Annotated in this window: 25 protein-coding genes and 1 tRNA gene; 14 read left to right on the forward strand and 12 right to left on the reverse strand. The window is 73.5% G+C overall.

From position 1 onward, the window contains the following. Positions 1–90 precede the first annotated feature (90 nt). Complete coding sequence (locus Q7L73_RS09130) at positions 91–870, forward strand: SDR family NAD(P)-dependent oxidoreductase (protein WP_304688932.1); 780 nt, start codon at positions 91–93, stop codon at positions 868–870. On the opposite strand, the gene Q7L73_RS09135 is transcribed toward Q7L73_RS09130, so the two are convergent. After that, a complete protein-coding gene (locus tag Q7L73_RS09135; RefSeq protein ID WP_304688938.1) occupies positions 867–1,403 on the reverse strand; it encodes a GNAT family N-acetyltransferase in 537 nt (178 codons plus the stop codon). The genes Q7L73_RS09130 and Q7L73_RS09135 overlap by 4 nt on opposite strands. A gap of 81 nt (positions 1,404–1,484) precedes the next feature. After that, positions 1,485–2,672 (reverse strand): NADH:flavin oxidoreductase/NADH oxidase, encoded by a 1,188-nt coding sequence (locus tag Q7L73_RS09140; protein ID WP_304688945.1) that lies wholly within the window; start codon positions 2,670–2,672, stop codon positions 1,485–1,487. Between the two features lie 60 nt (positions 2,673–2,732). Here Q7L73_RS09140 and Q7L73_RS09145 point away from each other — a divergent pair, with 60 nt between their 5' ends. Beyond that, positions 2,733–3,590: an SDR family NAD(P)-dependent oxidoreductase gene (locus Q7L73_RS09145; protein ID WP_304688950.1), complete on the forward strand. Its 858-nt coding sequence runs from the start codon at positions 2,733–2,735 to the stop codon at positions 3,588–3,590. Between the two features lie 24 nt (positions 3,591–3,614). Beyond that, on the forward strand, positions 3,615–4,379 hold the full coding sequence (locus Q7L73_RS09150) for an SDR family NAD(P)-dependent oxidoreductase (RefSeq protein ID WP_304688955.1): 765 nt from the start codon (positions 3,615–3,617) through the stop codon (positions 4,377–4,379). Positions 4,380–4,386: 7 nt separating this feature from the next. Here Q7L73_RS09150 and Q7L73_RS09155 read toward each other — a convergent pair whose 3' ends face one another. Next, entirely contained in the window at positions 4,387–5,331 is a 945-nt protein-coding gene (locus tag Q7L73_RS09155; protein ID WP_304688960.1) for a dihydrodipicolinate synthase family protein, read from the reverse strand. 58 nt (positions 5,332–5,389) lie between these two features. Between Q7L73_RS09155 and Q7L73_RS09160 the strand changes: the two genes are divergently transcribed. The 5 genes from Q7L73_RS09160 (at position 5,390) to Q7L73_RS09180 (ending at position 9,790) form a co-directional block, all read left to right on the forward strand. Further along, positions 5,390–6,547 carry an FAD-binding oxidoreductase gene (locus Q7L73_RS09160; protein WP_304688963.1) on the forward strand — a complete coding sequence of 386 codons (1,158 nt, stop codon included), beginning with the start codon at positions 5,390–5,392 and terminating at the stop codon, positions 6,545–6,547. A gap of 93 nt (positions 6,548–6,640) precedes the next feature. After that, the gene (locus tag Q7L73_RS09165) at positions 6,641–7,573 is read left to right on the forward strand and encodes an ABC transporter substrate-binding protein (RefSeq protein WP_304688965.1); all 933 of its coding nucleotides are present in this window, start codon (positions 6,641–6,643) and stop codon (positions 7,571–7,573) included. After that, a complete protein-coding gene (locus Q7L73_RS09170) occupies positions 7,573–8,361 on the forward strand; it encodes an amino acid ABC transporter ATP-binding protein (protein WP_304688967.1) in 789 nt (262 codons plus the stop codon). The genes Q7L73_RS09165 and Q7L73_RS09170 overlap by 1 nt, the downstream gene beginning before the upstream one ends. After that, entirely contained in the window at positions 8,358–9,041 is a 684-nt protein-coding gene (locus Q7L73_RS09175; RefSeq protein WP_304688970.1) for an amino acid ABC transporter permease, read from the forward strand. The genes Q7L73_RS09170 and Q7L73_RS09175 overlap by 4 nt, the downstream gene beginning before the upstream one ends. Next, positions 9,038–9,790 carry an amino acid ABC transporter permease gene (locus tag Q7L73_RS09180; protein ID WP_304688972.1) on the forward strand — a complete coding sequence of 251 codons (753 nt, stop codon included), beginning with the start codon at positions 9,038–9,040 and terminating at the stop codon, positions 9,788–9,790. The genes Q7L73_RS09175 and Q7L73_RS09180 overlap by 4 nt, the downstream gene beginning before the upstream one ends. Before the next feature lie 79 nt (positions 9,791–9,869). On the opposite strand, the gene Q7L73_RS09185 is transcribed toward Q7L73_RS09180, so the two are convergent. Next, a complete protein-coding gene (locus tag Q7L73_RS09185) occupies positions 9,870–11,678 on the reverse strand; it encodes an FAD-dependent oxidoreductase (RefSeq protein WP_304688974.1) in 1,809 nt (602 codons plus the stop codon). Between the two features lie 154 nt (positions 11,679–11,832). On the opposite strand from Q7L73_RS09185, the gene Q7L73_RS09190 reads away from it, so the two are divergent. Then, positions 11,833–12,660 (forward strand): IclR family transcriptional regulator C-terminal domain-containing protein, encoded by an 828-nt coding sequence (locus Q7L73_RS09190; RefSeq protein ID WP_304688980.1) that lies wholly within the window; start codon positions 11,833–11,835, stop codon positions 12,658–12,660. 5 nt (positions 12,661–12,665) lie between these two features. Here the strand turns inward: Q7L73_RS09190 and Q7L73_RS09195 are convergent, their stop codons facing one another. From Q7L73_RS09195 to Q7L73_RS09220, 6 genes are read right to left on the reverse strand one after another with little or no spacing between them, the layout of a single operon-like run. Further along, a complete protein-coding gene (locus Q7L73_RS09195) occupies positions 12,666–13,487 on the reverse strand; it encodes an IclR family transcriptional regulator C-terminal domain-containing protein (protein WP_304688985.1) in 822 nt (273 codons plus the stop codon). After that, the gene (locus Q7L73_RS09200) at positions 13,484–14,419 is read right to left on the reverse strand and encodes a 3-hydroxyacyl-CoA dehydrogenase (RefSeq protein WP_304688992.1); all 936 of its coding nucleotides are present in this window, start codon (positions 14,417–14,419) and stop codon (positions 13,484–13,486) included. Before Q7L73_RS09200 ends, Q7L73_RS09195 begins: the two co-directional genes overlap by 4 nt. Next, the gene (gene gcvPB, locus Q7L73_RS09205) at positions 14,416–15,999 is read right to left on the reverse strand and encodes an aminomethyl-transferring glycine dehydrogenase subunit GcvPB (RefSeq protein ID WP_304688996.1); all 1,584 of its coding nucleotides are present in this window, start codon (positions 15,997–15,999) and stop codon (positions 14,416–14,418) included. The genes Q7L73_RS09200 and gcvPB overlap by 4 nt, the downstream gene beginning before the upstream one ends. Further along, entirely contained in the window at positions 15,996–17,393 is a 1,398-nt protein-coding gene (gene gcvPA / locus Q7L73_RS09210) for an aminomethyl-transferring glycine dehydrogenase subunit GcvPA (protein WP_304689001.1), read from the reverse strand. The genes gcvPB and gcvPA overlap by 4 nt, the downstream gene beginning before the upstream one ends. Positions 17,394–17,409: 16 nt before the next feature. After that, entirely contained in the window at positions 17,410–18,600 is a 1,191-nt protein-coding gene (locus Q7L73_RS09215; RefSeq protein ID WP_304689007.1) for an ATP-NAD kinase family protein, read from the reverse strand. A gap of 5 nt (positions 18,601–18,605) precedes the next feature. After that, positions 18,606–19,994 (reverse strand): aminotransferase, encoded by a 1,389-nt coding sequence (locus Q7L73_RS09220; protein WP_304689009.1) that lies wholly within the window; start codon positions 19,992–19,994, stop codon positions 18,606–18,608. Positions 19,995–20,125: 131 nt separating this feature from the next. On the opposite strand from Q7L73_RS09220, the gene Q7L73_RS09225 reads away from it, so the two are divergent. Beyond that, positions 20,126–21,607, forward strand: a complete 1,482-nt coding sequence (locus tag Q7L73_RS09225; RefSeq protein WP_304689016.1) for an NAD-dependent succinate-semialdehyde dehydrogenase — start codon at positions 20,126–20,128, stop codon at positions 21,605–21,607. A 25-nt stretch (positions 21,608–21,632) separates the two neighbouring features. Here Q7L73_RS09225 and Q7L73_RS09230 read toward each other — a convergent pair whose 3' ends face one another. Then, a complete protein-coding gene (locus Q7L73_RS09230; protein WP_304689023.1) occupies positions 21,633–21,851 on the reverse strand; it encodes a DUF1653 domain-containing protein in 219 nt (72 codons plus the stop codon). Between the two features lie 245 nt (positions 21,852–22,096). Further along, positions 22,097–22,189 (reverse strand) — tRNA-Ile (locus tag Q7L73_RS09235). Positions 22,190–22,328: 139 nt separating this feature from the next. Here Q7L73_RS09235 and Q7L73_RS09240 point away from each other — a divergent pair. The 4 genes from Q7L73_RS09240 to Q7L73_RS09255 all read left to right on the forward strand — a co-directional run bounded on the left by Q7L73_RS09240 (position 22,329) and on the right by Q7L73_RS09255 (position 25,687). Next, positions 22,329–23,363, forward strand: coding sequence for a hypothetical protein (locus tag Q7L73_RS09240; protein WP_304689025.1), 1,035 nt, complete (start codon positions 22,329–22,331; stop codon positions 23,361–23,363). A 64-nt stretch (positions 23,364–23,427) separates the two neighbouring features. After that, entirely contained in the window at positions 23,428–24,360 is a 933-nt protein-coding gene (locus Q7L73_RS09245) for an aldose 1-epimerase (RefSeq protein ID WP_304689028.1), read from the forward strand. Positions 24,361–24,489: 129 nt separating this feature from the next. Then, entirely contained in the window at positions 24,490–24,873 is a 384-nt protein-coding gene (locus Q7L73_RS09250; protein WP_304689033.1) for a hypothetical protein, read from the forward strand. Beyond that, on the forward strand, positions 24,857–25,687 hold the full coding sequence (locus Q7L73_RS09255; RefSeq protein WP_304689041.1) for a hypothetical protein: 831 nt from the start codon (positions 24,857–24,859) through the stop codon (positions 25,685–25,687). Before Q7L73_RS09250 ends, Q7L73_RS09255 begins: the two co-directional genes overlap by 17 nt. The last annotated feature ends 4 nt before the right edge of the window (positions 25,688–25,691 follow it).

Consider the following 25,691-nt stretch of genomic DNA (forward strand, 5'->3'; position numbering starts at 1 on the left):
CGAACGCCGCGTCCGGAAACCGCTAGCGGCGGCGGCGGGTCGCGAGCGACTGTGTCGGAGCACCACGCATCCGACACGAAAGGACTCACCATGGATCTCGACCTCGCCGGACGCACCGCCGTCGTCACCGGCGCCAGCCGCGGCATCGGCCTGGAGATCGTGTGCGCGCTCGTCGCCGAGGGCGTCACCGTCGTCGCCGGCGCGCGCACCCCGACCGACGAGCTGCGCGCGCTGACCGACCGTGTCGTCGCGGTCGACCTCGCGCTCGCCGGCGGCCCGGAGGAGCTGATCGCCGCCGCGCTCGCCGACGGCGACGGGATCGACCTGCTCGTCAACAACGTCGGCGGCAACCCGGCCCCGTTCGACGGCTTCCTCTCGGTCACCGACGAGCACTGGGACCACGTGCTGGAGCTGAACCTGATGAGCACCGTGCGCGCGACCCGCGCCGCGCTGCCGAGCCTGGTGCAGCGGCGCGGGGCGATCGTCAACGTCGCCTCCGCCAACGCCCACCTCGCACAGCCGGTCGTGGTCGCCTACGCCGCCGCGAAGGCCGCGATGCTCAACCTCGGCAAGGCGCTCGCCGACGAGTTCGGCCCGCAGGGCGTGCGCGTCAACACGATCTCGCCCGGTCCGACGCTGACCTCGCTGTGGACCGCCGAAGGCAGCGCCGGCGCGGCGATGGCGACCGCGATGGGGCTGACGCAGCAGCAGCTGATCGAGCAGCTGCCGGCGATGGCCGGAATGACGAACGGCGCGATGACCGATCCGGCCGAGGTCGCCGCGCTCGTGCTGCTGCTCGCCTCCGGCGCCGCGCCGAGCATGCGCGGCGCGGAGCTGGTGATCGACGGCGGCCTGCTGAAGGCGGTCTAGACGGAGGCGCGGAGGATCGCGCAGTCGAGCTCGAACAGGACCGCGTCGGCCTCGTGCGCGAAGCCGCAGCGGTCGAGCACCGCGAGCGCGGGCGCGTTGTCCTGCGTCGCGAAGGCGACGACCGAGCTGAGCCCCTTCAGCGACGGCGCGTGCTGGAGCGCCAGCCGCGTCAGCTCGGTCGCGTAGCCGCGCCGCTGCAGGTCGGCGGCGACGATGAAGCCGGCCTCGACCTCAGCGCGGCCCGCGACGATCGTGTGACCGAGACCGACCTGGCCGACGAAGGCGCCGCCGTCGCGCTCGCGCACCGTCCACGGGCCGAAGCCGTGACAGCGCCAATGGGCGTCGAAGTGACCGACGAACGCCTCGCTCTGCTCGCGCGTGCGGACGCCGCCGAGGTGCTTGGGCCACAGCGGCTCGGCGACGCGCGGGTCGGCGAACAGCACGGCGTAGTCGTCGACGTCGGCGGCAAGGTCGACGCGCGTCGCGACGAGGCGGTCGGTCGTCAGCTCAGCGGGGAACGGGGAGGGGGCCATCGCGTCAGCGTACGTCGCACCGCGCGCCGGTCGGCGGGCTGGCGGCGCGCGGCGCGGCGCCGCGAGCCGTCGCGTGCGCCTCTACTCCGGCTGCTCCTCGCCGCCGGCCCACTGCGCCCACGGACCGAGTCTGTCGAGCAGCGGGCCGCGCGCCTCCAGCGCCCAGCGCGCCTGCTGCGGCCAGTCGCCGAACGGGTCGCCGGCCGGCTGGGCGCCGAGCGCCTGCTGCGCGTGCAGCGGCCAGTCGGGGTCGTCGAGCGCGGTGCGGCCCATCGCGACGAGGTCGGCCTCACCGTCGGCGACGATCGCCTGCGCGTGCTCGGGGTCGACGACGAGGCCGACGGCCATCGTCGCGATCCCGGCCTCGGCGCGCACGCGCGCGGCGTACGGCACCTGGTAGCCGTAGTGCTCCGGGTGGGCGTAGCGGCGGCCGACGCCGCCGGAGGAGCAGTCGACCACGTCGACGCCGCGCGCCGCCAGCTCGCGCGCGAAGGCGACGGTGTCGTCGGCGGTCGTGCCGCTGTCGGGGTCGCCGTCGACGGCGGAGACGCGCACGAACAGCGGCAGCTCGTCGGGCCACTCGGCGCGCAGCCGCTCGGCGATCTCCAGCGGCAGCCGCATGCGGCCGGCGAGGTCGCCGCCGTACTGGTCGTCGCGTCTGTTGGAGATCGGCGACAGGAAGGCGTTCATCAGGTAACCGTGGGCGCAGTGCAGCTCGATCGCCTTGAAGCCGGCGGCGCGCGCCCGCCGCGCGGCCGCGACGAACTGCTCGGTCACCTCTGAGATCTCCTCGATCGTCAGCGCGTGCGGCACGTGCCAGCCGGGGACGGCCGCCTCGGCGCTCGCCGAGACCGTCTGCCAGGGCGCCTCGCCGCGGGCGGCGTCGTCGGCGTCGAGCGGCCCGCCGCCCTGCCACGGCCGGCGCGTGCTCGCCTTCGGCCCGGCGTGCGCGAGCTGGATCGCGGGCGCGGCGCCGTGCTGTTCGAGGAAGGCGACGATCCGCTTCAGCGGCTCGACGTGGTCGTCGGACCAGATGCCGAGGTCGCCGGGGGTGATGCGGCCCTCCGGCGCGACGCCGGTCGCCTCGACGACGACGAGCCCGAAGCCGCCGAGCGCGAAGCGGCCGAGATGGACGAGGTGGAAGTCGTTCGCGAGCCCGTCGACCGCGGAGTACTGGCACATCGGCGAGACGGCGAGGCGGTTGCGCAGCCTCAGCTCGCGCAGCTGGAGCGGGTGGAAGAGGTGGGCCGTCGCGGCGATGTCAGCCATCGGTTCTCCTGACTCAAACTAATAAGTGCGCAAGCCGCACAGACGTGCGATGATCGCACAATGACCGATCTTTCGCCCGCGACGACCGCCCTCCCGGCGCTGCTGCGCGATCGTGTCGCGCTCGTCACCGGTGCCGCCAACGGGCTCGGAGCCACGATAGCCGCGACGCTCGCGGCCGCCGGCGCGCGCGGCGTCGCGCTCGACCGCGAGCCGGTCGCCGAGCCGCCGGCGGACTGGCTCGGCCTCGCCGCCGACGTCACCGACCCGGCGGCGCTGCGCGCCGCCCTGACGACGACCGTCGAGCGCTTCGGCCGCCTCGACGTCGTCGTCGCCAACGCCGGCGTCGTGCCGCCCTGGCGCGCGACCGCGGAGCTCGACGCGGCCGAGTGGGACCGCGTCAGCAGCGTCAACGTGCGCGGCGTCGCCGACACGATCGCGGCCGCCGCGCCCGCGCTCGCCAAGGCGGCGCGCACGCCGCTGCCGGGTGCTGCCGCCGCACTCGTGCGCGCCGGTGAGCGCGGCGCGCCGACGCCGCCGCGCGGAGGCGCTTCCGTCATCGCGATCGCCTCGATCAACGCGCGCAAGGCGCACCCGCGCCAGGCGCTCTACAGCGCGACCAAGCACGCCGTCGTCGGCGTCGTGCGCGCGACCGCGCTCGACCTCGGCGCCGACGGGATCCGCGTCAACGCCGTCGCGCCCGGCGCGATCGCGACCGACGCGCTGCTCGGCCGGATGGCGAGACGCGCCGCCGCCGGCGGGCTCGCGGCAGACGACGCGCTCGCCGCTGCGGCCCAAGAGACCGCGCTCGGCCGCATCGCGACCGCCGAGGAGGTCGCGCAGACCGTCCTCTTCCTCGCCAGCGACCTCGCCTCGGGCGTCACCGGCCAGGTGATCCCGGTCGACGCCGGCATCGCATGACCTGCATCGAAGGAGCCACGCACCATGCATGACCTGACCGGACGAACCGTCCTGCTGACCGGCGCCTCGAAGGGCATCGGCGCCGCGACCGCGGAGGCGCTCGGCGCCGCCGGCGCCAACGTCGTCGCCCACTACGGCGGCGACCGCGCCGGCGCCGAGGCGGCGACCGCGCAGATCCCGCAGGAGCGGAAGCTGCTGCTGCAGGCCGACCTCGCCGACCTCGGTGCGGTGCGCGCGATGTGGGAGGAGGCGGTCGCCTGGCAGGGGCGCGTCGACGTGCTCGTCAACAACGCCGCCGTGATGCTCGACTCGCCGCTGAACGGCAGCGACGACGAGTGGGACGCCTCGTGGGCGCGCCAGCTCGACGTCAACGTCAAGGGCCCGGCGGCGCTGCTGCGCGCCGCGACCCGCCACCACCTCGAGCACGCCGGCGGCGTGATCGTGACGCTGTCGAGCTGGGCCGCGCAGCGCGGCGCCGGCAATCCGGACCTGATCGCCTACTCCGGCTCGAAGGCCGCGATCAAGGCGGCGACGCAGACGATCGCGCGCGCCCACGCGGCCGACGGCGTGCTCGCGTACGTCGTCGCGCCGGGCGTGGTGCGGACGCAGATGTCGGAGGTCTCGGCGCAGCGGACCGGCGGCGAGGAAGCCCTCACCGCCAGCCTGACGATGAAGGAGTGGGTGCCGCCGAGCGACCTCGCCGACCTCGTCACCTACCTGGCGAGCGGCCGCTGCCGGCACCTGACGGGCGCCACCCTCGATGTGAATGGCGCCTCGTACGTCCGGTGAGCTGAGGTCAGACCGCCGCGGTCGCCGACTCGATGCGCGCGGTGAGCGCGTCGAGCTGGTCGATCACGGCGGTCAGCTTCGCCAGCTTCTCGGTGCCCTCGGCGCCGAGCGATCTGAACGTCTTCAGCGGCGCCCGCACGTCGCCGACCGGGTAGCCGACGGCGGCCGCGAGCGCCTTCGAGTAGCACTGGTAGCCGTAGAGCGGATGGCCCTCCTGCAGCACGTGGTCGATCGTGTCGAGCAGTCTCTCGATCTGCTTCGCCTCCTCGACGCGGCCCTCGGCCATCAGGTCGCAGATCACGCGCGAGGGGCGCGGCGTGTAGTTCCCGAACGGGTTGACGTAGCCGATCGCGCCGAGCAGATAGGACTCGACGATCCGCTCGCCGGCGAAGACGTTCATGACGCCCTCGGTCGCCTCGATCACGTCGAAGACGCGGGCGACGTCGGTCGACGCCTCCTTGATGTAGCGGATCTGCTCGTGGTCCCGCGTGAGTCTCGCGACGAGCGACGCCTTCATGTCGACGTTCGTCGTGTACGGGTTGTTGTAGAGCATGATCGGCAGCTCGACCGCGTCGCAGATCGCGCCGTAGTAGTCGGCGATCTCGTCCTCGGTCGGCGTCACGTAGTACGGCGGCGAGATCATCAGGCCGTCGGCGCCCAGCGTCTGCGCCTCGCGGGCGTAGCGGACGGCGTTGGGCGTGTGCGTGTTGGCGGCGCCGACCAGCACCGGGACGCGCCCGTCGACGTGCTTGACGGTCGTCTCGACGAGCGCGGTCCGCTCGTCGTCGCTGACCGACAGGAACTCGCCGGTCGTGCCGAAGACGATCAGCCCGGGAACGCCCTCTTCCAGCTGCCAGTCGATGAAGCGCTTCATCGCGTCGAGGTCGACGGACGAGCCGTCCTCGGTGAAGGGCGTGATCGTGACGGTGTAGCTCCCGCGAAACTCCGGCATGGTCTCCTCTGCGAACGAACGTGCGAACTGCGAACTTCGCCTACGATACGCCCTCACCGTGAGAACCGCACCTTCTGATCAGACACAGGTCCTCGTGGTCGGCGGCGGGATCGCCGGCGCCGCGACCGCCTACCGGCTCGCCCAGGCCGGCGTCGAGACCGTCCTGCTCGAGCGCTTCGACCTCGGCACGCAGGCCTCCGGCGCCAACGCCGGCTCGATGCACGGGCAGATCCAGTTCACCCCCTTCCGCGACTTCGGCTGGGAGTGGGCGCGTCGCTGGGCGCCGACGCTGAGACTGCTGGAGGCGTCGGTCGAGATCTGGAAGGGCCTCGACAGGGAGCTGGGCGTCGACGTCGAGCTGAGACTGGGCGGCGGGCTGCTGGTCGCGTCAGACGAAAGACAGCTGCGGCTGATCGAAAGAAAGGTGGCGCTGGAGAACGAGCACGGCGTCGCCTCGCAGCTGCTCGACCGCGCCGCGCTGCGCGCGGTCGCGCCGTACGTCGCCGACGAGATGGTCGGCGGCGAGCTGTGCCCGATCGAGGGCAAGGCGAACCCGCTGCTGGCGACGCCGGCGTTCGCCGCCGCGGCCGAGCGGGCCGGCGCCCGCATCGTCCGCAACGCCGAGGTGACGGCGATCGAACGGACCCGCGACGGCTTCGAGCTGACGACGACGCGCGGTCGCTTCCGCTCCCCGAAGCTGGTCCTGTGCGCCGGCGCGGCGACCGCGCCGCTCGCGCGCATGCTCGGGATCGAGCTGCCGATCGAGGGCCATCCGATGCAGGTCAACGTGACCGAGGCGGTCGCGCCGCTGGTGCCGCACCTCGTCTACTTCGCCGGCGACAGACTGACGCTGAAGCAGGCGCGGATCGGCTCGCTGCTGATCGGCGGCGGCTGGCCCGCTACCGTTCATCCCGGAACCGGCAGATTGACCGTCGACCTCCACGGCGTCCGTCGCAACCTCGCCGTCGCCCGCCGGGTCGTGCCCGCCGTCGGCGCCGCGCGACTGCTGCGGACGTGGGTCGGCGTCAACAACGGCGTCCCCGACGAGACCCCGATCGTCGCGGCGCTGGACGAGGTCGCACCGGGTCTGGTCGTCGGCACGTTCCCCTATCTCGGCTTCTCCGCCGGGCCGATCATGGGCGAGCTGCTGGCCGATCTGGCGCGTGGGCGCGAGCCCCGCTTCGACCTCTCTCCGTATCACCCCTCGCGGTTTTAACTGACAACTCCATTTCGTTCGCATTGCGCCCCGTCGCGCGATATGCGAACATCGACATCGCCGTCACTACGGAACCGGAAGCAGGAGAGAGCAGTGGATCACGACCAGAGTGCTCCGATCGACGCGCCGAAGTCGGCCAGTCGCCGGCGGATGCTGCTGGCCAGCGCGGGCATCCTCGCGGCGGGCGCCGCGACCGGCTGCGGGCTCACGAGCAGCGATGACAGCTCGGCTGACACCGGCAGCAGCAAGGGCGGGTCGAGCTCGAGCGTGCTCGACCGCATCAAGAAGGACAGAAAGGTCCGCTTCGGCGTCGACCTCTCCTTCAAGCCGCTGCAGTACCGCGACCCGAAGACGAAGGAGCCGACCGGCTATTCGATCGAGGTCTCGAAGCTGCTCGCGGCGGCGCTCGGCGCCGAGCCCGAGTGGGTCGAGGTTCCCTTCCAGGAGCTGATCGCGGCGCAGTCGGCCGGTCGCTTCGACCTCACCGGCATCCCGGTCGTCAATACCGCCGAGCGCGCGCTCCAGGTCGGCTTCGCCGCCGCCCCCGCCTTCCTCGAGGGCACCTACCTGTTCAAGCGCAGAGGCCTGAACGTCAGCAACGTCGAGGACCTCAACGACTCCTCGGTCACGATCGCGCTGCTGGCCGGCTCGGCCCAGGTCGGCACCGCCAAGCTGCTGTTCCCGAAGGCCAAGCGCAAAGAGCTGCCCGACGACGTCGCGGCCACCTCCGACGTCACGACCGGCCGCTCGGACGCGCTCTTCATCGGCGACTACGCCGTCGGCGACGCGCGCGCGAGAGGTCTGGAGCTGATCCAGGAGAGACCGGTCGCGACCGCCTGGAACACGTACTTCCTGCCGCAGGGCGACTTCGCGCTCGCGCAGTTCGTGACGACCTTCCTGCAGCAGAAGGCGAGCGACCTGACGCTCGCCGGCCTGTGGCAGCAGTTCGTCGCCAGCGAGATCGAGAGATACGGCGTCAAGTCCGCGCCGGTCAAGGACCCCTACCTGGCTGCCGCCTACGCCTGATGAGTGCCACGACGACCTCGTCGCTGCTGGAGCTCCAGCAGGTGACCAAGCAGTTCGGCACGACGACCGTGCTCCAGCCGACGGACCTGCAGGTCCGCAGAGGCGAGGTCGTCTGTGTGATCGGGCCGTCCGGCTCGGGCAAGTCGACGCTGCTGCGCTGCGTCAACTTCATCGCCCCGCCGAGCACCGGCACGATCGTCTTCGACGGCGCCGAGTACAAGCCGCCGACCGACCACCGCTGGGTGCCCGCGCTCGGGATGAGCGAGGAGAAGCGGCTGACGCGACTGCGCTCGGAGATCGGGATGGTCTTCCAGCAGTTCAACGTCTTCCCGCACCTGACCGTGCGCGAGAACGTCGCGCTCGGCTGTCGCAAGACCTGCGGCCTCAGCCGCGCGCAGGCGAACGAGCGCGCGCTCGCCGAGCTGACGAGAGTCGGCATGGCCGAGAAGGCCGACGCCTACCCGGAGAGACTGTCGGGCGGGCAGAAGCAGCGTGTCGCGATCGCGCGGGCGCTGGCGCTGGACCCGAAGCTGATGCTGTTCGACGAGGCGACCTCCGCGCTCGACCCCGAGCTCGTCAACGGCATCCTCGCGATCATGCGCGAGCTGGCCGAGGGCGGCATGACGATGATGGTCGTGACGCACGAGATGCGCTTCGCGATGGAGGTCGCCGACCGCGTCATCTTCATGGACAGAGGCGCGATCGTCGAAGAGGGGACGCCGGAGCAGTTCAAGGCGCCGCAGCACGAGCGCACGCAGACGTTCCTGCGCTCGATCAACCACGGGTGATCGCCGTGTTGCCCTTCGCCTTCGACTACTCGGTCGTCAGCGAGCACAGCGGCGAGCTGCTGCGCGGCCTGCTGCTGACCGTCGAGGTCGCCGCCTGCGGCTTCGCGCTCGCCGCGGTGCTCGGCCTGCCGCTCGCGCTCGCCGGCCGCTCGCGCACACCGCTGCTGCGGATCCCGGCGACGATGTGGATCGCGCTCGCGCGCGGCGTGCCGCTGCTGATCGTGATCTTCTGGCTCTACTACGCCGCCGCGCAGGAGGGGCTGTTCAGCCTCACCGCCTTCATCGCCGGCATGCTGTCGCTCGGCCTCACCGGCTCCGGCTACATGGCCGAGATCTACCGCTCGGCGCTGTCGGCGGTGCCGACCGGCCAGTTCGAGTCGGCCGCGGCGATCGGCCTCTCACGCGCGCAGGCGTTCCGCGTCGTGATCCTGCCGCAGGCGCTGCGGACCGCGATCCCGCCCGCGATGAACACCTTCGTGATGCTGCTGAAGGGCGCGACGCTGCTGTCGGTCATCGGCCTCGCCGACATGTTCTACGCGGCCAAGCTCGTCGCGGTGAACGAGTTCAAGCCGTTCGAGCTGTACACCGCCGCCGCCGTGCTCGTGATCGCCGTGACGCTCGTCGCCGCGATCGGCTCCGGGCTCGTCGAGCGCCGTCTGTCGAAGGGAGTGCGTCGATGACGACGCTGTTTGCGGCGCTCGACTTCGGGCCCGTCTGGGAGATGCGCAGCGAGCTGCTGAAGGGCATCGGCAACATGGCCCTGATCGCGGTCGTCTCGTTCGCGCTGGCGATCGTCGGCGGCCTGCTGCTGGCCGGCATGCGCCAGTCGAGATCGCGCCCGATCGCCTGGGGCGGCTTCCTGCTGATCCAGTTCCTGCGCGGCATCGCCCTGTACGTGCTGCTGCTGTGGATGTTCTTCGGCCTCGCCTCCGCTGGCGGCTTCCAGTTCCAGCCGATCCCGGCCGGCATCCTCGCGCTGTCGCTGCTCAACTCTGCCTACCTGGCGGAGATCTTCCGCGCTGGCTACGAGGCCGTGCCGACGGGGCAGAAGGAGGCCGCGATGGCCTGCGGCCTGCCGCGGCGGACGTGGTTCTTCCGCATCCACCTGCCGCAGGTCACGCAGATCACGCTGCCGGCGATGGGCAACGTCTTCGTCGACATCATCAAGGACACCTCGATCCTGTCGGCGATCGGCGTCACCGAGCTGCTGCGCGAGAGCCAGCGGTGGGCGCAATTCTACCAGCTGCCGTTCGAGTTCTACACGGCCGCCGCGCTGATCTACCTGGCGATCGTGACGCTGGTGACGTTCGGCTGGCGGCGCCTGGAGAGACGCGCCGGGCGCCACCTGCAGACGCAGGCGACGGTCCGCCGCTCGCGCTCGCTGCTGTTCGGCATCGGCGCGAGATCGGAGACCGCTCCCGCGCCCTGACCGTCGGCTCGTTGTCCCCCCGACGCGCCCTCGCGCCGCCCCACTCCTCCGGGCGGCGCGAGGTCGTTAACGAGAGGCGCTACGGGCGCTCGGCGATCGCGTCGATCGGGAGCGGCTTGAAGGGGGCGCTGGGGGCGAACAGGTCGTGCTCGTCCAGCTCGCGGCCGGCGGCGCGGGCGCCGACCTCGGCCAGCAGGCCGCCGCAGTAGCGGCCCTGGCAGCCGCCCATGCCGGCGCGCGTGACGCGCTTGACGGCGCCGATGTGGCCGATGCCGCTGGCGAAGGCCTCCTGCACCGCGCTCAGCGGCACGTTCTCGCAGCGGCAGATCGGCGTCTGCGGCTCGGCCAGCTGGTCGACCAGGCGCGGCGCCGCGTAGGCGCTCCAGAGCGCGTGCTGGAAGCGGCGCGCGCGGGCGTGGTCGCGGCGGGCGCTCGCCTCCTCCTGGGCTTGGACGGACCCGAGCGTGCGGCCGAGGCTGCGGGCGGCGTCGAGGCCGGCGAGCAGGCCGGCGGCCTGGGCGACGCGCGCGCCCCCGATGCCGCCGCCGTCGCCGACGACCCAGAGGTCCTCGACGGAGGTGCGGCCGTCGCCGTGGCGGTCGACGGCGAAGCCGCCGGCGACCGCGTCGAAGCGGTGGGCGGCGCCGAGCGAGCGCGCCAGCTCGTTGGAGGGCAGGAAGCCGAAGCCGACGCAGACGGCGTCGACCTCGTAGCTCTTCTCGCTGCCCGCGACCGGCGTGCCGTCGGCGGCGATCTTCGCGACCGTCGCGCGCTGCACGCGGCCGTCGCCCTCGGCGCGGATCAGCGCGCGGCCGTGCAGGACCGGCACGCGGGCGCGCGCGAGCGCGGCGCCGTAGCCGGCCCCCTGGAGGATCAGGTCGGGCGCGGCGGCGGCCATCCTGGCGACCGCCGGCAGCCGGCGCGGGTCGGTCAATCTCGCCAGCTCGGCGAGCGCGACGACCTTCGCCCCGCCCTTCACCAGCTCGGCGGCGACCTGCATGTTGAGCGGGCCGTTGCCGGAGACGAGCACGCGCGTGCCCGGGGAGACCTGGTAGGCGCGCAGCAGCGTCTGCGCGGCGCCGGTGCTCATCACGCCCGGCAGCGTCCAGCCGGGCAGCGGCACGCCGCGCTCGTAGGCGCCGGTCGCGAGGATCAGCGCGCGCGGGCGCAGCGTGATCTCGCCGTCGGCGTCGGTCGCCAGCAGCTCGTCGCGGCTCGGTGCGCCCCAGACCTGCAGGCCGCTGCGCAGGTCGACGCCGGCTGCGCGCGCCCGTGCGATCAGCGAACGGCCGGAGCGGTACTGCGGGTCGAGCTTGGAGGCGTCGTCGACGAGCGCCTCGGGCGGCTGCTTGTAATACTGGCCGCCGGGCTTGGGCCGCTCGTCCGCGAGCACCACCGAGATGCCCGCCTCGGCCGCCGCGACCGCCGCCGCGAGCCCCGCCGGGCCGCCGCCGACGACGAGCAGCTCGCAGGCCAGCTCGCGCGGCTGCTGCTTCGGCCGCGGGGGGATGACGCTCAGCGGGGAGGGCGGCGCGCCGGCGTCGGAAGCGGTCGCGCCGGCGGCGTCGCGCGCGCCGTGCGCGGCCGCGAGCGAGGCGAGATCGGGCCGCGCCGGCTGGCGATCGACCGTCATGCCGGCCCGCACCGGGGTCATGCAGGCGCGCTGACCGGGCTCGCCGTCGATCGCGACGAGGCACTCCTGGCAGACGCCCATGCCGCAGAAGAGGCCGCGCTGGTCGCCGTCGAGCGTCTCGCGGCAGGCCAGCTCGCCGGCGGCGGTCAGCGCGGAGGCGACGGTGTCGGTCGCGCGGGCGCGCAGCGGGCGGCCCGCGAAGGTGATCTCGACCTCGTCGGCGGGGGCGCCGAGGCCGCGGCTGCGGATGCGCACGTCAGCGGCTCCTGGGCGGTCGGGTGAAGCTGTAGAGTGTTCGCATAGCGATCATTCGGTGCGACCACCGAACGATTGCACATTCCGTCAGTGTCGTCCATGCCGCAGGAGCGCCCCCCGATGCCCGTGCCCGCCGCTACAGTTCCCCGCCACCGTGGCCGCCGCTGACGTTGAACCGGAGGGGACCGATCGCGACTACGTCGCGTCGCTCGCGCGCGGTCTCAGCGTGATCCGCGCCTTCAGCAGGTCGCGCCCGTCGATGACGCTGTCCGAGGTCGCCCAGCGCGCCGACATGAACCGCGCCGCCGCCCGCCGCTTCCTGCTCACGCTCGTGCGCGAGGGCTACGCGGAGACCGACGGCAAGTACTTCCGCCTGCGCCCGAAGATCCTCGAGCTGGGCTTCTCCGCGCTCTCCTCGCTGAGCTTCGCGGAGATCGCCGAGCCGCCTATGGAGGACCTCTCGGCCGAGCTGGGCGAGACCTGCCTCGCGGCCGTGCTCGACGGCGACCTGTGCGTCTACATCGCGAGAGCGTCGGCGTCGCGCGTCGTCTCGGTCGACCTCGACGTCGGCTCGACGCTGCCGGCCTTCACGATGTCGACCGGCCGCGTGCTGCTGGCGGCGATGAGCGACGACGAGCTCGACCGCTGGCTGGACGAGTTCCGCCCCGTCAGATACACCGACCACACGGTGATGTCGCGCGCGAAGCTGCGCGACGACGTCGTCGCGGTGCGCGAGAAGGGCTGGTCGATTGTCGACCAGGAGTACGAGATCGGCTTCCGCTCGCTGTCGGTCCCGATCAGGGACCAGGGCGACGCCGTCGTCGCCGCTCTCAACGTCTGCTGCCCGAGCCCGCGCGTCTCGCTGGAGAAGATGCAGGAGGAGTTCCTGCCGGCGACGCAGGCGACCGCCGCCGAGATCCAGCGCTCGCTGCCGGAGGCCTACCGCCGCCGCGCGAGAGACCTGCGCGTCAGCTCGCGCTGACGCGCTCAGCGCGTCAGCCCCGCCTCGATCCCCGCCGCCGCGCGTCTGAGCGCCGGCAGCAGCAGCTCGCGCGCCTCGCCGACGGTGCGGCGCGCGACGTGGGTCGAGAGGTTAATCGCCGCGACCGTCGCGCCGGAGCGGTCGCAGACCGGCACGGCGATCGCCAGCAGACCCTCCTCCAGCTCCTGGTCGACCAGCGCGTAGCCCTGCGCGCGCACGCGCAGCAGCTCGGCGCGCAGCGCATCGCGATCCACGATCGTGTTCGGCAGGAAGCGCCGCAGCGTCACCTGCGCGAGGTAGGCGTCGAGCTGCTCGTCGGGCAGGCCGGCGAGCAGCGCGCGGCCGAGCGCGGTCGCCGCCGCCGGCATCCGCGAGCCGATCGGCACGGTCGCGTTCATGATCGCCGGGCCGGCGACGCGCACGACGTAGACGATCTCGTCGCCGTCGAGGATCGCGCCCTCGCTCGACTCCTGCGACTCGCGCACGAGCTGCTCCAGCAGCGGCAGCGCGACCTCCGGCAGCGACAGGCTGGAGAGGAAGGCGTAGCCCAGCTCCAGCACGCGCGGCGTGAGGCTGAAGAGACGGCCGTCGCTGCGCACGTAGCCCAGCTCGACCAGCGTCAGCAGGAAGCGGCGGGCGGCGGCGCGCGTGAGGCCGGTGCTGGTGGCGATCTCGGAGGCGGTCAGCGCCGGCGTCTGCGGGCCGAAGGCGCGGATGATCGCGAGCGCCCGCTCGACCGACTGGACGAAGTCGCGCGGGCGGGCGGCGGCGGCGTCGTCACCCGCGGGGGCGTCGCCGTTCGCGGGCGCCTCGTCGCGCCTGCTCACGCGTCCAGCTCCCGCCGCGCGCGCTCCAGCGTCATCAGCGCCTCGTCGCGCCAGGCGACGCGGCGCTCCCACTGCTCCAGCGGCAGCCGCTCGCGCCGCTCGGCGTCGACCCGCGCGACCAGCGCCGGCGTCCACGGATCGTCCTGGCCGCGCTCGGCGCCCATGCGCGCGTACGCCGGGCCCATCTTCTCCGCGTGCGAGACGATCCCGCCGCGGGTGTTGAGGTCGACCGTCTCGAACGGGCCGATCAGCGCCCAGCGGCGGCCGAGGCCGTCGCGCATCACGCGGTCGATCTCCTCCGCCGTCGCGACGCCGTCGCGCACGAGCGCGTAGGCCTCGCGCAGGACCGCGCCCTGGAGACGGTTGAAGAGGAAGCCCTCGACCTCGGCCGCGACCCGCACCGGCGCCATCCCGGCGCCCGCCATCAGCGCCTCGCAGCGGTCGACCGTCGCTGCCGCGGTGAACGGCGCCGGCACCAGCTCGACCACCGGCAGCAGGTACGGCGGGTTGCCGGGGTGGGCGATCAGCACACGCGCGCGGCCGGGCAGCTCGGCGGCGAAGCACGAGGCCGGCAGCGCGGAGGAGGAGGAGGCGAGCGTCGCGCCGGCGTCGGCCAGCATGTCGAGCCGCTCGAACAGCTCCCGCTTCAGCTCGACCCGCTCCGGCGCGCACTCCTGCACGTGGACGGCGCCGGCGAGCGCGTCGGCGAGGTCCCCGCTCGTGCGCACGCGCGCCGCGACCGTCTGCACCGGCTCGTCGAGCAGGCCGTGCGCACGCAGTCTCGCGAGCCGCTCGTCCAGCTCGCGCGGAGCGGCCGCGAGCCGGCCCGGGTCGGGGTCGTGCAGCGCGACCGGATGGCCGGCGCGGGCGAAGACGAGCGCCCAGGCGACGCCGATCGAGCCGGCGCCGACGATCGCGACCGGCGCGCTCACGCCGGCGCCTCCGCGCCCGCCGCGCCGCGCGGCCCGCCCGGCACCACGCCCTTCCGCACCGCCGCGCGCCAGGTCGTCGCCCACTGAGAGGGGGCGTCCACGCGTGACGCGTCGACCTGCGCGATCGGGTGGCTGTGGGGAGCGGTCTTGACGAGGTCGGGGTCGGCGTACGCCTCCTCGATCACGCGTTCGAGCACGTCGATCCAGGTGTCGACGTCCTCCTTGGACCACAGCTCGCCCGGTTCCGGCGTGACCGGCTCCGGCACCAGCCACGGCTCGTGCGCGAGCCACGGCGCGTCGACGCCGTAGTCGACCATTCGGTTGGAGATGTCGTGGACGTCGACGCCGGTCTCCTCCAGCACCTGCGCCAGCGACCAGCGCGTCATCTCCAGGCGGTGCTGCGTCACCTGCGGGTTCGAGCGCGCGACGCCTCTCACCTGCGCCAGGCGCGTGTCCATGTAGTTGTTGGCGAGGACCGAGAGGTCGGCGGCGTCGCGGATCCCCTCGGCGCCGAGCGCGCGCGTCCACGCGTAGGCCTTCACGACGACCGGCACGTTGCCCCAGAACTCGCGCACCTTGCCGATCGACTGCGGCGCCTCTGCGGCCGTCTCCAGGCCGTACGACCCCGTCGCGTCGTCGCGCGTGACCAGAGGCCGCGGCAGGAACGGCTCCAGCTCCGCCGAGCAGCCGTAGGCGCCGACGGCCGGCCCGCCGCCGCCCTTCGGCGCGCCGAAGGTCTTGTGCAGCATGTACATGCAGGCGTCGAAGCCCAGCTCGCGGCCGCGGATCCGGCTCATCACGCCGTTGAAGTTGGCGTTGTCGTAGAAGGCGAGCCCGCCGGCCTCGTGGACCAGCTCGATCCAGCGCTTGATCTCGGGGTTGTAGATCCCCATGTCGTCCGGGTTGCCGACCATCAGCGCGGCCGTTCTGTCCGACACCGCCGCCTCCAGCGAGGCGAGCGTCGGGTAGCCGTCGGGGCCGAGCGGAAGCGTGATCACGTCGAAGCCGGCGGCAGCCGCGGTCGCGGCGTTGCACGGGTGCGTCTGGATCGTCGTGATCACCTCGGTGCGCTGCTCCAGCTCGCCGCGCGCGGCGTGGTAGGCGCGCGTCACGCACGCGTGCGTGTAGGCGGCGTCGGCGCCGCCGCCGGCCTGGAAGACGAAGCGGTCCATCCCGCTCAGCTCGCAGAGGATCTGCTCGAACGCGTGGACGATTCTCAGCACGCCCTGGAGCGTCTGCAACGGCTGCCCGGGGTGGATCTCGGCCAGCTCGGGCCGCGCCGCGATCAGCTCGTTGACGCGCGCGTTGTACTTCATCGTGCACGTGCCGAAGAGGTTGACGCCCATCATCCCGAGCGTCATCTGCGAGAGGTGGAGGTAGTGGCGCTGGACCTCGAACTCGGACAGCTCGGGGAGCGCGGGCGCCTGCTCGCGCGCGACGCCGGCGGGCAGCAGGTCGGCGAGCGGGAGCGCGACCTCGTCCTCCACCTCGGGCGCCAGCTGCGCGCGGCGGCCGGGTCGGCCCAGCTCCAGCACCAGCGGCTCGTCCCACGCGGCCGCCTGGAATCTCGGGAAGCTCACGCCGTCACCTCCGCCAGCGCGGCGACGAGCCGCTCGACGTCCTCGCGCGCGTGCACCTCGGTCACGCAGTACAGCGCGCTCTGGCCGAGCTGCGGGTGGTCGGCGGAGAGGTCGGCGCCGCCGAAGATCCCGCGCTCCAGCAGCGCGGCGTTGACCTCGGCGACGGTTCTGCCGGTGCCGTCGAAGCTCACGACGAACTCCTTGAAGAAGTGGGGGAAGCGGATCTCGACGCCGGGCAGCGCGCCGATCCGGCGGGCGGCGTCGTGCGAGCGGCGCAGGATCGTCGTGCCGAGGTCGGCGAAGCCCTGTGGGCCGAGCAGCGACATGTAGACGGCGTTGACGATCGCCCACAGGTAGACCGAGTTGCCGGTCCAGTCGTTGCCCTCCTCGCGGCGGCCGTAGGAGGACTGCTCGAACAGCGTCATCGCGAAGCCGCGCTCGCCGGGCACGCGCGTCGGCGCGATGCTGACCTGCAGCGTCGGGTACTGGCGCGCGTAGCGCTCCTCGTCGCGTGTGGCGATGAAGCCGCCGACGCCGCCGCCGCAGTTCATGTGGATCCCGAGCGGCTGCGTCGGGCCGACCGCGATGTCGGCGCCCCAGGCGCCGGGCGGCGCGATCACGCCGAGGCTGAGCGGGTCGACGCCGGCGATCGTCTCCGCACCGGCGGCGCGCGCGAGCCGCGCGATCTCGGCGCCGTTGGGCTCCAGCGCGCCGAGCCCGGTCGGCGTCTCGACGTAGACGGCGGCGGTGCGGCTCGACAGCTTCGCCTCCAGGTCGGCGAGCCGCAGCGCGTCCGTCTCCGGCTCGGTCGCGACCTCGACGATCGCGATGTGGTCGGCCATCTGCGGCGGCGCGCAGTAGGAGCGGATGACGGCGAGCCGCTCGCGGTCGAGCGTCGCCGGCACGAGCACCTCGCGGCGGCCGCTGATGCGCGCCGCCATGCGGATCGCGTGGCCGGCGGCGCAGCCCCACGAGTAGACCGGCAGGCCGGCGAAGTCGAGCTGCAGCAGCTCGCCGAGCTGCGAGGCGAACTCGAACCACGCCTGGTTGCGGCCGAGGTCGGAGGCCGGCGTGCCCCACTCGGAGGTGACGAACTCGGTCCGCTGCGCGATCTCGTCGCAGACGGCCGGCACGTAGTGCTGCCAGACGCCGCCGCCGAGGAACGACAGGTTCGCCTCGCACGAGACGTTCGCCGCGAGCGTCGTGCGCAGGTGGCGCTGGAGCTGCGCCTCGGAGCGCAGCGCGGGCGGGAGCTGAAAGGCGTGCCGCGTGCGGTGATCGGCCGGGATCTGCTCGAACAGCGCGTCCGGGTCGCTGACGCCGACGGCATCGAGCAGCTCCTGGCGCAGCGCCGGCGCCGAGTTGGCCATGTACGGGTGGGCGGTGCGGGTCACGGTGCGGGTGCCTCCATCAGGCAGCGATCTCGGCGAGCAGGCTCTCGCGCGGTCCGACGCGGACGCGGAGGTGGCCGCCGAGGTCTTGGTCGAGTCGTGGGTCGCCGGTGTCGACGTGCAGCAGCAGCGGATCGAGCGCGAGCAGCTTGGCGCGGTCGGCGACGACGGTGATCGCCTCGCGCGGGATCCGCCGCAGCACCGCGGGCGACAGCTGCTGGTTGCCGCGCCCGAGCAGCGCGCCCTGGCCGCCGACGACGCCGAGCAGCAGTCGCGGGCCGGCCGGCAGCGGCGCGGCGGCGTCGTGCGCGAGCGCAGCGGCGACGCAGGCGGCGTGCGCGTCGAGCAGCGCCAGCAGCTCCTGCTCGGAGGCGTCGCGGGCGACCAGCGCGCCGTCGCGCACGACGTCGACGCCGAGCGGGGTGGCGTCGAGCTCCAGCTCGCGCAGGACGCGCGCGGTCGTCGTGCCGGGGCCGACGAGCGTCAGCGTCCCGGGCGGGGCGGTGCGCAGCTCGTCCGCGATGCGGGCGCAGGCGCCGGCGAGCGCGGCGTCGCTCGCGGGCGCGCGCCCGCCTTTGCGGCCGAGCACGCTCGCGGGCGCTAGCGGGACGCGGACGGTGCCGTGGAGGACGACGTCGCTCGCGTGGCGGCCGGGCGCGTCGGCGTCATGGCGGGCGATGGCGGCCGGGCCGCGGCGGCGTGTCGTCGCGTCGTCGTTGTCGCGCTCCGCGCGGTCGGCGATCTCCGCCTCGATCGTGCGGGCGCGGGCGCCGTCGCGCAGGAACGCCGCCGCGACCTCGCCGGCGGCCTCCGGCGTCGCGGCGAAGCAGGCCGAGTGCATCTTCACGCCGGCCGGGATCCCGAGCAGCGGCGGGCGCTGCTCCTGCGGCAGCTCCTGCAGGGCCGCCAGCAGGTCGCGCGCGGTGCCGTCGCCGCCGGCGAACAGCAGCAGATCGACACGCGCCTGCGCGAGCGCGCGAGCGGCGGCGCGCGTGCCGGCCGGGCTGTCGGGCCCGTCGTGCTGCAGCAGCTGCACCGCGCCGCCGAGCCGCTGCTCGATCCGTTCCAGCGCGCGCGCCGCGCGGGCCGGCGCGGCCGGGGTCGCGCCGCGCTCCAGCGCGCGGCGCAGCAGCTCGGGCCCGTCGGTTCCCTTCAGCCCGACGCGCCCGCCCATGCCGGCGATCGGGTTGACGACGAGCCCCAGCCGCATCGCGCTCAGGCGGTCTCGCGCGCCAGCTCGCCGGCGACCTGGTCGACCGCCTCGCGCGCGACCGCGACGATCGTGTCGATCTCGTCGTCGGTGACGACGAACGGCGGCGAGAAGGAGATCGTGTCGGCGGCCGGCAGCGCGCGCGTGATCATGCCGCGCTCCAGGCAGGCGCGCGTGATGCGCGCGCCGACCGTCAGCGCCGGGTCGAAGCGGACCGGCCGCTCGCCCCGCTCGGCGACGAACTCCAGCGCCGCGACGAGCCCGATCCCGCGCACCTCGCCGACCAGCTCGTGGTCGGCGAAGGCGGCGTTCAGCTCGCTGCGCAGGCGCTCGCCGCGGCGCGCGACCTGCTCGACCAGCTGCTCGTTCTCGACGATGTCGAGGTTCGTCAGCGCGGCGGCGGCCGCGAGCGGATGGGCGCTGTAGGTGTAGCCGTGCTGGAAGGCGCCGCCGTCGTCGGCGAGCGTCTCCCACACCTTGCTGCCGACGAGCACGCCGGAGAGCGGCACGTAGGCGGAGGTGACGCCCTTTGCGATCGTCATCAGGTCGGGCTCGATCCCGAGCACGTGGCTGCCGAACCAGCCGCCGAGGCGGCCGAAGCCGGAGACGACCTCGTCGGCGATCAGCAGCACGTCGTACCTGCGCAGGACCGCCTGGATCGCGGGGAAGTAGCCGTCCGGGGGCGGCAGCACGCCGCCGGCCGCCTGGACCGGCTCGGCGATGAAGGCGGCGACCGTCTCCGGCCCTTCGGCGACGATTCTCGCCTCCAGGTCGGCCGCCAGGCGGGCGACGAAGGCGGCGTCGTCCTCGCCCGGCTCGCGCTCCCACAGCGAGTACGGTGGCGTGACGTGTCTGACCTGCGGCAGCGGCAGGTCGAACTGGGCGTGCATCGCCGGCAGGCCGGTGAGGCTGGCGGAGGCGATCGTGACGCCGTGGTAGCCGCGGTGGCGGGCGATGATCTTCTTCTTCTCGGGTCGCCCGAGCAGGTTGTTGTAGTGCCAGACGAGCTTCATCTGCGTGTCGTTGGCGTCGGAGCCGGAGGAGCCGAAGAAGACCTTCTGCATGCCGAGGTCGCCGGTCAGGCCGATGATCCGCTCCGCCAGCAGCGCCGGCGTGTCGGTCGCCATGTGCGAGAAGCCGTGGTAGTAGGGCAGCTTCAGCGCCTGCTCGCGCAGTGTCTCGGCCAGCTCCGGGCGGCCGTAGCCGACGTTGACGCACCAGAGGCCGGCCATCGCGTCGAGGTAGGTGCGGCCGTCGGCGGCGGTCAGCGTCGAGCCCTTGCCGGAGACGATCATCGCCGGCCCGCCGTCGCGCTCGTGCGCGCCCGGGGCGGTGAAGGGATGGAAGACGTAGCGGCGGTCCAGCTCGTCGAGTGCGGGAGTGGTGGCGGTCATCTCAACGTCCGTCAGTCGATGTTCGCATTGCGGTCAAATGCGCGGTATGCGAACCTTTGCACACGCCTTGGACGGCGTCTAGTACGCATCGCGAACGTCCGTCCGCATCGTGACACAAGGAGAACCGCTCCATGACTGCCGCCGCCACCTCTGCGCTTGCCCGTCTGTCCGACCCCGCGCTGCTGCGCACGCAGCTCTATGTCGGCGGCACGTGGAGTGACGGCAGCGGCGGCGAGACGGCGCCGGTGATCGACCCGGCGACGGGCGCGTCGCTCGCCGACGTCGCCGAGGGCACGCGCTTCGACGCGCAGCGCGCGGTCGACGCCGCGGCGGCGGCGCTGCCTGCCTGGTCGGGGCTGACCGCGAAGGAGCGCGCCGGCATCATGCGGCGCTGGTACGACCTGATCGTCGCGCACGCCGACGACCTCGCCGTGCTGCTGACGGCCGAGCAGGGCAAGCCGCTGGCCGAGGCGCGCGGCGAGATCCTCTACGGCGCCGGCTTCGTCGAGTGGTACGCGGAGGAGGGCAAGCGCGCCTACGGCGACGTGATCCCGACCAACGACGGCAGCCGCCGCCTGTTCGCGATCCGTCAGCCGGTCGGCGTCTGCGCCGCGATCACGCCGTGGAACTTCCCGATGGCGATGATCGCCCGCAAGGTCGCGCCCGCTCTGGGCGCCGGCTGCACGATCGTCGTCAAGCCCGCTCCCTCGACACCGCTGTCGGCGCTCGCGATGGCCGAGCTGGCCGCGCGGGCCGGGATTCCCGCCGGCGTGCTGAACGTCGTCACCGGGCCGGCCGAGGAGGTCGGTCACGAGCTGGCGACGAGCCCGACCGTGCGCAAGCTGACCTTCACCGGCTCGACGCCGGTCGGCCGCCTGCTGATGCGCCAGGCGAGCGACACGGTCAAGAAGGTCTCGCTGGAGCTGGGCGGCAACGCCCCCTTCATCGTCTTCGACGACGCCGACCTCGACGCCGCCGTCGCGGGCGCGATCGCCTCCAAGTTCCGCAACGCCGGCCAGACCTGCGTCTGCGCCAACCGCGTGCTCGTGCAGGCGGGGATCCACGACGCGTTCGTTCGGCGGTTCGCGGAGGCGACCGCCGAGCTGACAGTCGCCAACGGCTTCGACGCCGGTGCCGAGCAGGGGCCGCTGATCGACGCGCGCGCGCTCGCGAAGGTCGAGGACCACGTCGCCGACGCGGTCGCGCACGGCGCCGTCGTCGAGACCGGCGGGGCGCGCCATGCGCTCGGCGGCACCTTCTTCCAGCCGACCGTGCTGAGCGGCGCGACCGGCGAGATGAGGATCGCCGTCGAGGAGACCTTCGGCCCGGTCGCGCCGGTCTTCCGCTTCGAGACCGAGCAGGAGGCGATCGCGCTGGCGAACGCGACCGAGTCCGGCCTCGCCGCCTACCTCTACACGCGCGACTCGGGCCGCGTCTGGCGCGTGGGCGAGGCGCTGGAGTTCGGCGTCGTCGGCATCAACACCGGCGCGATCTCCTACGAGGGCGCGCCGTTCGGCGGCGTCAAGCAGTCCGGTCTCGGCCGCGAGGGATCGCGCCACGGGCTGGAGGACTTCATGGAGCTGAAGTACATCTGCCTCGACGGGGTCGCGTAGGCCGGCACCGGGCGTGGCCGGCGTGTCAGGCGGGTCCGGTGCGGCGGAAGCGCTCGACCGGCCCGTCCGGCCCCGCGACCTGCTCGCTCCACATCGCCAGCGGCCGCACCCAGACCGACTCCGGTCTCGCCAGCGGCCGGTAGACGACCATCCACTCCTCCGTCTCGGAGTGACGCGCGAGCTGCAGCAGCTCGTAGTCGTTGCCCTTGAAGTGACGGTAGATGCCGGGCTCGGGAAGAGACATGCCCGCCATCATCCCGCCTCGCCCGGCGGCCGGAACCACCACTTAACGACATCGACCCGCTCCGTGGAGCGGGTCGAGCGCGGGTGGTTAGCCCGGGCGCGTTTGATAGTCGCAGTTCGAACTCTAGCGGTGTGTGCTGCGGATGCAACTGCTGCTGTGACCGGCGGCCGTCGGAAGCGAGGCGGCAGGCTATTCCGCAGGCGCATGATCGTGGCACCCCTTCATCGGCCGCCGGGCAGCAACTATGGCGGAGGGCGGGAGACTCGAACTCCATCCGAGAGACCATCCCGGACGATGCGACTATCAAACGCACGCGCCGCCTTGGCGCTTCACCCTCCACGCGAATGAATCTACGGTGCCGGAGCGTCGGGGTCTACCCACGGCATAGGTGAATTCTGTACGAGTCATCTTTGAATCAAAGATGGATCTTTGGTCGGCCTTGACTTCAAGGCTGCTTGAAGTGAGAACGTGTCCGGCATGGTGCAGTGGATCGATCGTTCCGACGCGGGCAAGCTGGCGCTCTCCGGGCCCGACGCGTACGGCTGCCTGCAGGCGCTGCTGAGCGCAGACCTGTCGCGGCTCCCGGTCGGCGGTGGCAGCGCGACGGCGCTGCTGGCGCCGAGAGGGCAGGTGCGCGCGCTCGCGCGGGTGCTGCGGGCGGAGCGCGGCTGGCTGCTGCAGTGCGAGCGGCCGGCGCTGGAGGGGCTCTTCCGCGGGCTCTGGAACGGCCGCGTCGGCTGGCAGATGACGCTCCACAAGCTGACGCTGCAGCAGGGGCTCGTCACGCTCGCCGGGGAGGCGGAGGAGGTGGCGGCGCTGCTCGCCGGGCTCGCGGGCGCGGGCGACGCGGCGGATGCGGACGGCGCGGCGCACGCATCCGCGGCCGCGAGCCTGCGCGACGCGGCGGCGGCCGATGCGATCGCGCGCGGCCCCGAGCACGCCCATGCGCCGCTGACGCTCGCCGGCATGCCGGTGCGGGTCGTGCGCAGCTGGGCGGGGGTCGACCTGATCGTGCGAGCCGACCGCGTCGAGCGGCTCACGGCGGCGCTCGCGGCGGCGGGCGCGACATCGCTCGACGGCGCCGGCTGGGAGGGCCTGCGGATCGCGCGCGGGCGGATCGCCTACGGCGCCGACGCGGGCGAGCGCTCGCTGCCGGCCGAGCTGGGGCTCGGTCCCGCCACGGTCGCGACCGACAAGGGGCTCTACCCCGGCCTGCAGACCGTCCTGCGGCAGCAGCGCTCCGGCACCGTCCATCGCTGCCTCTGCCGCCTTCACGCCGATCACGCGCTGCTCGCCGCCGGCGACACGCTCGAGCGGGAGGAGGCGTCGCGCGCGGAGCAGGGAGCGGACGACCCGCCGCCGCGCGAGCGCGTGCCCGCCGGCGAGGTCACGAGCGCGCTCGCCTTCGACGGGATCGGGCTCGTGCGCGCCGGTGAGGGGCCGCTCGTGCACGCGCCGAGCGGCACGCGGGTGCGCGCGACGCCGCTGCACGACGCCGCGCCGTCACTCTGACGGCGACGCGAGGTCGCGGGAGGACACCGAACTTCCAGCGGGCCTTCCTGCGAGCATGTGCGAGGTGATCGAGACGACGGAGATCGACGGCTACGCCGCAGTGCGGCTCGACGGCGGCGACGGGCTCACCGCCGTCTTCGCGCCCGGCGCCGGGATGGTCGGCGTCTCGCTGCGCGACGGCGACGACGAGCTGCTCGGGCAGCGCCACGGCCTCGCCAGCTACGCGCGCGAGGCGAGAACGATGGGGATCCCGCTGCTGCACCCGTGGGCCAACCGGCTCGATCGCGACGAGATCGCCGTCGCCGGCAACACGATCGCGCTGCGCGACGGCGCCGCCGGCCTGCACCGCGACCCCAACGGGCTGGCGATCCACGGCCTGCTCGCCGGCCGGCCCGAGTGGAGCGTCAGCGAGCAGGAGGGCGCCGCCTTCAGCGCGACCTTCGACTTCGGCGCCCACCCCGAGCTGCTGGCGAGCTTCCCCTTCCCGCACGAGCTGCGGCTCGACATCGCGCTGGAGGGCCGCATACTGCGGATCACGAGCACGGTCACGCCGACCGGCGACTGCCCCGTCCCGCTTGCCTACGGCTTCCATCCGTACCTGACGCTGCCGGGCATCCCGCGCGAGCACTGGGTCGTCGAGCTGCCGGCCTGCTCGCACCTCGCGCTCGACGAGCGCTCGATCCCGACCGGCGCCGCCCAGTCGCAGCCGGCGACCGTCACGCCGCTCGGCGACCGCGCCTTCGACGACGCCTACGTCGGGGTCGCCGACGGGGCCGTCTTCGCCGTCTCCGATCCCGATGACGGCCGCCGCATCGAGGTCACGTTCGAGCAGGGCTTCGCGGCCGCGCAGGTCTACGCGCCGCTGAGTGAGCCGGTGATCTGCTTCGAGCCGATGACGGCCCCGACGAACGCGCTCGTCAGCGGCGAGTCGCTGCGGCTCGCCGGCCCCGGCGCGCCCGCGGTCGCCGCCTTCTCGATCGGCGTGCCGCGCAACTGAGCACCCTGCCCTCCCAGGGCAGGGTCGCGGCGAAAAGACAGGGGCGGCCCCCGCTGCCGTGACGGCGGCCGCGCGGGATCGTGGGCGCATGCTCACGATCCCGTCCGCCCGCCGCCGATGCCGCTGCTGATGACACGGCGCCGCCGGCGCCTCCGCGACGAGCTGACGCCGCGCCGCCGGCGCGTCGAGACCGCGACCGCCGCGGCGCTGCGCGCGCAACGGCGCCAGCTCAGCAGCAGCCCGGCGAGACCGGCTTCCACGGCTCCGCTCGACAGAGCCGTGAGAGAGCTGCGCGCGCTCGCCCGCGACCTCGACCGCCGCGCCGGTCGCGACGCGCAGGTGCGCGCCGCGGCGCGCGGCGTCGCCGAGCTGGCGCGCGCCTACGCCGCGCTCGCCGCTGCCGAGCGGACGGCCGCGCCCCAGGCCGCCGCCGACCAGACGACGAAGGCGGTCGCCGCGCTGCGGACGGCCGAGCGACTCCAGCGAAAGGCCGGCGATGCGTGGCCGCTCTGACAGCCCGCTGATCGACCGCGTCGCGCGCGGCGCCGCCGCCGGCATGACGCGCCGTGAGATCCTGCGCGTCGGCGCCGGGGCGATCGCCGCCGCGGCGCTGCCCGCGGCCGCATGGCCGACCGCCGCCCCGGCCGCGAAGCAGCGCGGCACCTGCTCCAGCGTTCCGAGAGGCACCTGCCCGCCCGGGACGACGGCGAAGAGATGGAGCAGAGGCGCGACGCGGACGATCCCCTCCGGCACGCCCTCGACGTTCAACGGCTGCGGCCCCGAGTCCGGCTTCGAGCTGCCCGTCTTCGGCAGAAGCGACCCGGTGCCCGACGAGCCGCTGCTGCTGGCGAGCTTCTTCGACGGCTGCAAGGCGCACGACTGCTGCTACGGGACCTGCGGCAGCGACCAGGAGGCCTGCGATCGCGCCTTCCTGGCCAAGAGCGTCACCGCCTGCGTCAAGGAGCACCCGGGCGACGGCATCGTCTCGACCGGCCTGCTGATGTCGTGCCTGAACGTCGCGCAGTCCTACTACGTCGCCGTCTCCAGCGGCGGCCGCTCTGCGTGGGAGGCGGCGCAGGAGACGGCCTGCCTCGCCTGCGAGCCGAACAGATGCAGACCGGGCTACGAGGAATGCGGCGACGACTGCTGCAAGAGCGGCTTCTGCCTCGACGGCAGATGCGTCTCTGACTGCGGCGGCACGCCCTGCCCGGACGGTCAGGACTGCTGCTTCGGCACGCGCGAATCGCCCGGCAAGCCCGTCTGCTGCCCGCCGAGCACGACCTGCCGGTACGACCTGTCCGGCTACGCCAGCTGCAAGCCGATCTAGGAGA

Origin of the sequence: Conexibacter sp. CPCC 205762, assembly GCF_030646155.1 — a bacterium.
GTDB lineage: Bacteria > Actinomycetota > Thermoleophilia > Solirubrobacterales > Solirubrobacteraceae > Conexibacter.